Source organism: Nocardiopsis lucentensis DSM 44048, from assembly GCF_000341125.1.
GTDB lineage: Bacteria > Actinomycetota > Actinomycetes > Streptosporangiales > Streptosporangiaceae > Nocardiopsis > Nocardiopsis lucentensis.
Genome location: NZ_ANBC01000086.1, coordinates 1 through 7,724, shown reverse-complemented (window position 1 = coordinate 7,724; position 7,724 = coordinate 1). Strand labels below are relative to the sequence as shown.

The following is a 7,724-nucleotide window of genomic DNA, read 5'->3' as shown; positions in this document are numbered from 1 at the left end:
CGCCTTGGGCAGCCGCATGGGCGGGGCCGGCGGGACGACCTCCGCCGCCGGGTCGGTCCCCGTCCAGCCCTCTCGGACCGCGAACCGGTGCAGCCCGCGCACCGCGGCCAGCGCCCGCCCGGCGGACGCGGCGCTGAGCGGCCGGCGGTCGTCGTCGCCCTCACGTAGGGCGCGGAGGAACCCGGCCACCTGTCCGGGGCCGACGTCGGCGAGGTCGGTGACGCCCAGTGCGGACAGGTGGCCGATATAGCGGGCCAGATCACGGCGGTAGGCCAGCAGGGTGTTGTCCGCCAGCGCGCGCTCGGCGGACAGGTGGTCGAGGAAGGCCGCGCCTGCGCGCGCCAACGTCCCGGCGGCCCCGGCGGCGGAGGGAGCGGTGCCGCCCGCTTCCCCGCCCACGGTCAGCGGGCCCGGCGCAGGGACGCGAAACCATCCCGGGCGGCCTCGTGGGCGGCGAGGATACCGATGACGGTCGCTCCGTTGTGCAGAACGCCGCCCATGACCAGCCCCACCGCCTCCTCCAGGGGGACCCACTCCGCGGCCAGGTCGGTCTCCTCGTGCTGGCGAACGAAGTCGATCTCGGCGGCGGGCACCTCCGACAGGCCCCGGGCCAGGAACAGCCAGATCCGCTCGGCGGAGAACCCGGGGCTGGGGAAGAAGTCGGGAAGCTCGTACCACTCCTCGGCGCGCAGTCCCGCCTCCTCGACCAGTTCGCGCCGGGCCGTGGCCAGCGGCCCCTCCCCCGCCACGTCGATCATCCCGGCGGGCAGCTCCCACATCGTGTGGCCCGTCGCGTGGCGGTACTGGCGCTGGAGCAGCACCCGCCCGTCCCCGTCCAGTACCAGGACGGCGGCGGCCCCCGGGTGTTCCATGTAGTCGCGGGCCGCCAGGGTGGTGCCCTCCCCGTCCCCGGCGGGCATCCGCACCCAGTCCGTGCGCATGCCGCACTTGCGGCCGCGGAAACGCTCCTCGGAGCGCTCCACGGGCCACGACGCGGGGGCGTCCGCGATCTTCGCGTCCGCCCCCGCCATCGTCTCCGGACGGGTGTCACCGGCCATGTGCTCGCCTCTCAGGCTCATGCCCCACCCGGCCCAGGCTCAGGACTTCTGCCCCTCCAGGGAGGCCGAGATCAGGCCGCGGAAGAGCGGGTGCGCCTTGGTCGGACGGGAACGCAGCTCCGGGTGCGCCTGCGTCGCGACGAAGAACGGGTGCGCCTCCCGGGGCAGTTCGACGTACTCCACCAGCTTGCCATCGGGGGACAGCCCGGAGAACACCAGGCCCGCACCCTCCAGCTTGACCCGGTAGGCGTTGTTGACCTCGAAACGGTGGCGGTGTCGCTCGGAGACCCGCTCCTCACCGTCGTAGAGCTCACGCACCAGGGTGCCCTCGCCCAGGTCGGCCGGGTACATGCCCAGCCTCATGGTGCCGCCCATGTCGCGCTCACCGGACACGACGTCGGTCTGGTCGGCCATGGTCGCGATGACCGGCTCGACGGCCTTGTCGTCGAATTCGGTGCTGTTGGCGCCCTCCAGACCGAGCACGTTCCGGGCGTACTCGATGACCATGCCCTGGAGTCCCAGGCAGATACCCAACAGGGGGATACGGTTCTCACGGGCGTAGCGGATGGCGCCGAGCTTGCCCTCGATACCGCGCACACCGAACCCGCCGGGGATGAGGATGCCGTCCGCACCGTCGAGCTCGGCGGCGGCGCCGGAGGGGCTGGCGCAGTTGTCGCTGGCGACCCAGCGGATGTTGACGTGGGTGTTGGTGGCGAAACCGCCCGCGCGCAGGGCCTCGCTCACCGACAGGTAGGCGTCGGGCAGGTCGATGTACTTGCCGACCATGGCGATGGTGACCTCGTGGTCGGGCTGGTGCACACGGCGCAGCAGCTCGTCCCACTCGGTCCAGTCCACGTCGCGGAAGGGCATGCCCAGGCGGCGGACGACGTAGGCGTCCAGCCCCTCACGGTGCAGGACCTTGGGGATGTCGTAGATCGAGGGGGCGTCAGGGGTGGAGACCACACCGGCCTCGTCCACGTCGCACATGAGGCTGATCTTGGACTTGAGGCTCTGGGTGATGGGCCGGTCCGAACGGCACACGATCGCGTCGGGCTGGATACCGATGCTGCGCAGCGCGGCCACGGAGTGCTGGGTCGGCTTGGTCTTCATCTCCCCGGACGGACCGAGGAACGGGATCAGGGACACGTGCAGGAAGAAGCAGTTGTCCCGGCCGATCTCGTGGCGGATCTGGCGGACCGCCTCCAGGAAGGGCTGCGACTCGATGTCGCCGACCGTGCCGCCGATCTCCGTGATGACGATGTCGACGTCGGGCGCGTCCATCGCGTAGATGCGCGACTTGATCTCGTTGGTGATGTGCGGGATGACCTGCACGGTGTCACCGAGGTAGGCGCCCTGGCGCTCCTTGGCGATGACGCTGGAGTAGATCTGGCCGGTCGTGACGTTGGCCGAGGCGGACAGCTCGGTGTCCAGGAACCGCTCGTAGTGGCCCACGTCCAGGTCGGTCTCAGCGCCGTCGTCGGTGACGAAGACCTCGCCGTGCTGGAAGGGGTTCATCGTCCCCGGGTCGACGTTGAGGTAGGGGTCCAGCTTCTGCATGGTGACCCGCAGACCACGCGACTTCAGGAGTCGGCCCAGGCTGGAGGCGGTCAGCCCCTTGCCAAGACTGGAGGCGACGCCGCCAGTAACGAAAATGTGCTTGGTACTCGCGGCGGATGCCAAAGTGATGCTCCCGTGGGTTGAGTGGCTACGGCGGACTCGGGTGAACTGAGCGGCCGTGCGGCGGTCCGGTGCCGAGCGGTAGATCCTCGCCCAGGTCCGTCGGACTCCACGGGGCACCAGGATAACAGGCCCCCCGCGCGCCTACACCTGGGAACGCCAGGTGCCGCATCGGTGTTCCGCCTCCGACCTGGACGGATCCACCGGCCCCGCGCGGCGGCGGGCGTTGCCGCCCCACCGCGCGGCCTCCCCGCCGCGACCAACACCACACGCGGCCCGGACCCTGGGCCCGGGCCCGGGATCACACCGGAAAGCCCCCGGCCCGCCCCAGGTAGGCGGGCGGCCGCTTGCCCAGGCGCTCACCCATCCAGTCACCCAGCGCCGCCGCCTCCGCCAGGTCCACGCCCGTGCGCAGCCCGCTGCGGTGCAGCATGTACAACAGGTCCTCGGTGGCGATGTTGCCGGTCGCCGCGGGCGCGAACGGGCAACCGCCGAAGCCGCCCAGGCTGGAGTCCAGCACGCGCACACCGCCGTCCACCGCGGCGAGCGCGTTCGCGTAGCCGGTGTTACGGGTGTTGTGGAAGTGGCAGCGCAGCGCCCGTCCGCCCGCGACCGGGCCGACCGCACGCAGCAGTTCGGACACCTGGCGCGGCACACCCACACCGATCGTGTCGGCCAGGGCGATCTCCACCGCACCGGTGTCGGCGATCCGCCGCACCACCTCCACGACCCGCCCCGGGGCGACCTCACCGTCGAACGGACAGCCGAACGCCGTCGAGACCGTCACACTCAGCGGGATGCCCGTACCGGCCAGGTCGGCGTCGATCGCGGCCAGCACGTCCAACATCTCGTCGACCGAGCACCCCTGGTTGCGCGTGCAGAACCCGTCCGTGGCGGGCACCGCCACGTTGACCTCCGACACCTTCGCGGCCACCGCGCGCTCCAGACCGCGCCGGTTGAGCACCAGGCCGATGTGGGACACCCCCGGGGCGCGGCGCACACCCGCCATGACCTCCTCGGCCCCCGCCATCTGCGGCACCCGTTTCGGGTTGACGAAGCTGACCGCCTCGATCCGCCGCACACCGGCGTCCACCGCCCGGTCGATCAGCTCGATCCGGTCCTCGACCGACAGCACGGTGTCTTCGTTCTGGAGGCCGTCACGCGGCCCCACCTCGACGATCTCCACGTGCTCCGCGCCCTCGGACCCGCGCTCGTCCACAGCCATCGGTCCACCTCTCCCACGCCCCATCGCGTCCTGCGGCCAGGCTAACGGAGCGCCCCGCGCCGCGACCGGACCGGGGTGACCCCCGCCACTCCGGGCGCGGCGCGGCGGTCAGCGCAGGGCCAGGGCCGGACGGACCTCCCAGGTCGTCCACACCGGCCGGTAGCCCATCCGGTGCCAGAACGGCCCCGACAGCGGGTTCATCGCCGCGTAGTTGAGCACGGACACGCCCACGCCGTGACTGTCCAGCGCCTGGTGGGCCTGGCCGACCAAGGCGGTACCGATCCCGTTGCCACGCTCGGAGGCGGTCACCACGCCGTAGCCGATGTGCGCGATCGGGCGCGCGTTGACCAGGGACTTGGCCCACCGCGACCGTTCCGGGGGCGAGACCCACAACAGGCCCACGGCCCGGCCGCGTCGCTCCGCCAGCCAGATCCACGAACGGGACCGGTCCAGCGCCCGCGCGGCGACCTTGCGGGTCTGCTCGGCGGTGTCCGGCTGCAGGAACACTCCACCGAAGTGCTGCTCGTAGCGGTGCTCCTCCATGAGCAGGGTGACGACCTGGGTGAGGTCGCTGCGGTCGGCCAACCGGATGGTCACGTCGCGCGGGGGCAGCGACGGGGGCACCCCACGGCGGCGCTGACGGGCGGCCAGCACCGTGTAGGGCTGGAGGCCGTGCCGCTGGAGCGGGATGATCCCGCACACGTCGCGGGCGGGCCAGCTGACCAGGGCGGCCGACTCCGAACCGGTACCGGTCGGCAGCTCCTCCAGCTGGTCACGCCAGCTCGTGAGGAGGGAGTCCAGGGCGCGGCCGGGGTCGGGCCCGCCGACGATGGGGGTGAGCCAGTGCTGGTCGGGCACCCCCCAGATCCGGCCGACCTCGCCGGGCTGGTACCAGGTGTAGTGCATGCTCCCGGCCGCGACGGTGTTGCCTTCCTCGTCGCTGACCGTCACGAGCGGGGAGGAACCGGGGGCGAAGCCCACGGGTTCGGGCAGCAGCGGGTCGGTCGCGGCCCAACGCTGGGCGGCGGACCGCACCAGCGGGTCCAGCCCGAGATCGCCCCCGGGCGACTCGTCGTGCCGCACCCGCGCCACATATCCGCTCATCCACCCCTCCCCTAGCGGGTCTCTCGCCCGGAGCACTCCATGACGGGCCGGTCGCCTCGCCCGTCCCCGCGGATCCACCCCGCGCGGACGTGCCCGTCCGGTCCATCACCCGTGCCCCGGTTTCGTATGGGCACGGACGCGCACCACGGTAACGGATCCCAGGTAGCCCGCGGGTGTCGGGGCGGTCAATCCGCGGACACGGAAGTCCCGTCCTCGTCGACGGTCCGACGCGGCGACGCGGTGGCCACCCCGCCCTCGACGACCGAGGTGTTGCGCCCGTGGTTGATCACCTCGGGCTCCCCCGCCGCGAAGGAGACCGTGTTGTCCACTCCCACCAGCACGATCCGTTCGGCCGACCCGACGTCCACGGTGGTGCCCCGGCCGGTGGCCCTGACCAGGCCGCACGCCCCGTCCAGGACGACGACGGCGTCATCGGCGCTGACCACGATCTCACGGTCGCCGCAGTCCTGGCGGACCTCGGCCCCGTCGTCGGCCACCACCAGCGTGTCCTCGTCACTGACGGGCCCCGGGGAGGGATCAGCTCCGGTCGGCGCACCCGAGACGTCCGAAGAGTCGGCGGCCTCGGCCCCTCCCCTGACCAGGGAACAACCGCCTACCAGGAAAGACGTTCCGACGAGGAGGACACCCGTCGTCGCCAACAGCTGAACCTTCATGGACTCCCCCGCGACCGGATATCCGGAATGTACGACATGACCCTGGTCGACCCCAAGGGTATGTCACGCGAAGGTAACCACGCGACCCACTCGTTGTACGAACGTTCTCAATCTGATACCTCACGAGGGTGGCGACACGCCGGAAAAGGCCCACCCCGCAGGGCCCGCCGTCACTTCACCCCGGCCTCGTCCATGCCGCGAAGCTCACGCTTCAATTCCTTGATCTCGTCCCGCAACCGGGCCGCCAGCTCGAACTGGAGGTCGGTCGCGGCCTGGTGCATCTGGGCGCTCAACTGGTCGATCAGCCCGGCCAGCTCCGCGCGCGGCATGCTCTTCGTGTCCACCGCGCGTTCACCCAGCGCGGGTACCGGAGCGGACTCGCCCTTACGGTACCCCGTCGCCATGAGCTCCTCAGTGTCGACATCCTCCCTGTTCAGAGAGTCGAGGATGTCCGCGATCTGCTTGCGCAGCGGCGTGGGGTCGATCCCGTGCTCGGCGTTGTAGGCCAACTGCTTGTCCCGGCGCCGGTTGGTCTCGTCGATCGCCGCCCGCATCGAGTCGGTCACGTGGTCCGCGTACATGTGCACCTGACCGGCGACGTTGCGTGCGGCGCGACCGATCGTCTGAATCAGGGAGGTCTCCGACCGCAGGAACCCCTCCTTGTCCGCGTCCAGGATCGCCACCAGCGACACCTCGGGCAGATCCAGCCCCTCACGCAGCAGGTTGATGCCCACCAGCACGTCGAACTCGCCCACGCGCAGCTCACGCAGCAACTCCACCCGCCGCAGCGTGTCGACCTCGCTGTGCAGGTAGCGCACCCGGATGCCCAGCTCCGCGAAGTAGTCGGTCAGGTCCTCGGCCATCTTCTTGGTCAGCGTCGTGACCAGCACCCGCTCCTGGCGCTCGGCGCGCTCCCGGATCTCGTGCACCAGGTCGTCGATCTGCCCGTCGGTCGGCTTGACCAGCACCTCCGGGTCGACCAGCCCCGTCGGACGGATCACCTGCTCCACCACGTCACCGGCGCCCTGCCGCAGCTCGTACCGGCCCGGCGTCGCCGACAGGTACACCGTCTGCCCGATCCGCTCAGTGAACTCCTCCCACTTCAGCGGGCGGTTGTCCAGCGCCGACGGCAGACGGAACCCGTGGTCGACCAGCGTGCGCTTGCGCGCCGCGTCACCCTCGTACATGGCGCCGATCTGCGGAACCGTCACGTGCGACTCGTCCAGGACCAACAGGAAGTCCTCGGGGAAGTAGTCCAGCAACGTGTTCGGCGGGCTGCCCTGCTCACGACCGTCGAAGTGCCGGGAGTAGTTCTCGATCCCCGAACACGTCCCCAGCTGCCGCATCATCTCCAGGTCGTGCGTGGTGCGCATCCGTAGCCGCTGCGCCTCCAGAAGCTTGCCCTGGCCCTCCAACTCGGCCAGCCGCTCCCCCAACTCGGCCTCGATCGAGGCGACGGCGCGCTCCGTGCGCTCCTCTCCGGCCACGTAGTGCGACGCCGGGAAGATGAACATCTCCCGGCTCTCCCCCAGCACCTCTCCGGTCAACGGGTGCAGGGTCATCAACCGCTCCACCTCGTCACCGAACATCTCGATGCGGATCGCCAGCTCCTCATACACCGGGATGATCTCGATGGTGTCGCCGCGCACACGGAACGTGCCCCGGGTGAACGCGGTGTCGTTACGGGAGTACTGCATCTCCACCAACCGGCGCAGCAGCTCGTCGCGGTCCACCTCCATGCCCACCGACAGCTGCGCCATCCGGTCCACGTACTCCTGCGGCGTGCCCAGACCGTAGATGCACGACACCGACGCCACCACGATCGTGTCCCGGCGCGTGAGCAGCGAGTTGGTCGCCGAGTGACGCAGTCGCTCCACCTCGTCGTTGATCGACGAGTCCTTCTCGATGTAGGTGTCGCTCTGCGGGACGTAGGCCTCGGGCTGGTAGTAGTCGTAGTACGAGACGAAGTACTCGACCGCGTTGTTC

At 70.7% G+C, this 7,724-nt stretch carries 7 protein-coding genes; all 7 read right to left on the bottom strand.

Going from position 1 to position 7,724, the window contains the following annotated elements; genetic code table 11:
- Nucleotides 1–399: site-specific integrase (locus tag D471_RS0102725; protein ID WP_017597206.1), on the bottom strand; the 399-nt coding region annotated here is incomplete at its 3' end.
- 2 nt (nt 400–401) lie between these two features.
- Nucleotides 402–1,058: an NUDIX domain-containing protein gene (locus D471_RS0102720; protein WP_026127340.1), complete on the bottom strand. Its 657-nt coding sequence runs from the start codon at nt 1,056–1,058 to the stop codon at nt 402–404.
- 39 nt (nt 1,059–1,097) lie between these two features.
- Nucleotides 1,098–2,738: a CTP synthase gene (locus D471_RS0102715; protein ID WP_083924033.1), complete on the bottom strand. Its 1,641-nt coding sequence runs from the start codon at nt 2,736–2,738 to the stop codon at nt 1,098–1,100.
- Nucleotides 2,739–3,036: 298 nt separating this feature from the next.
- Nucleotides 3,037–3,960 (bottom strand): hydroxymethylglutaryl-CoA lyase, encoded by a 924-nt coding sequence (locus D471_RS0102710; protein ID WP_026127339.1) that lies wholly within the window; start codon nt 3,958–3,960, stop codon nt 3,037–3,039.
- Nucleotides 3,961–4,068: 108 nt separating this feature from the next.
- A complete protein-coding gene (locus D471_RS0102705) occupies nt 4,069–5,064 on the bottom strand; it encodes a GNAT family N-acetyltransferase (protein WP_026127338.1) in 996 nt (331 codons plus the stop codon).
- 185 nt (nt 5,065–5,249) lie between these two features.
- Nucleotides 5,250–5,738: a DUF3060 domain-containing protein gene (locus D471_RS32725; RefSeq protein WP_017597201.1), complete on the bottom strand. Its 489-nt coding sequence runs from the start codon at nt 5,736–5,738 to the stop codon at nt 5,250–5,252.
- A 170-nt stretch (nt 5,739–5,908) separates the two neighbouring features.
- The coding region (gene uvrB / locus D471_RS0102695; RefSeq protein ID WP_017597200.1) for an excinuclease ABC subunit UvrB at nt 5,909–7,724 on the bottom strand (1,816 nt) is incomplete at its 5' end.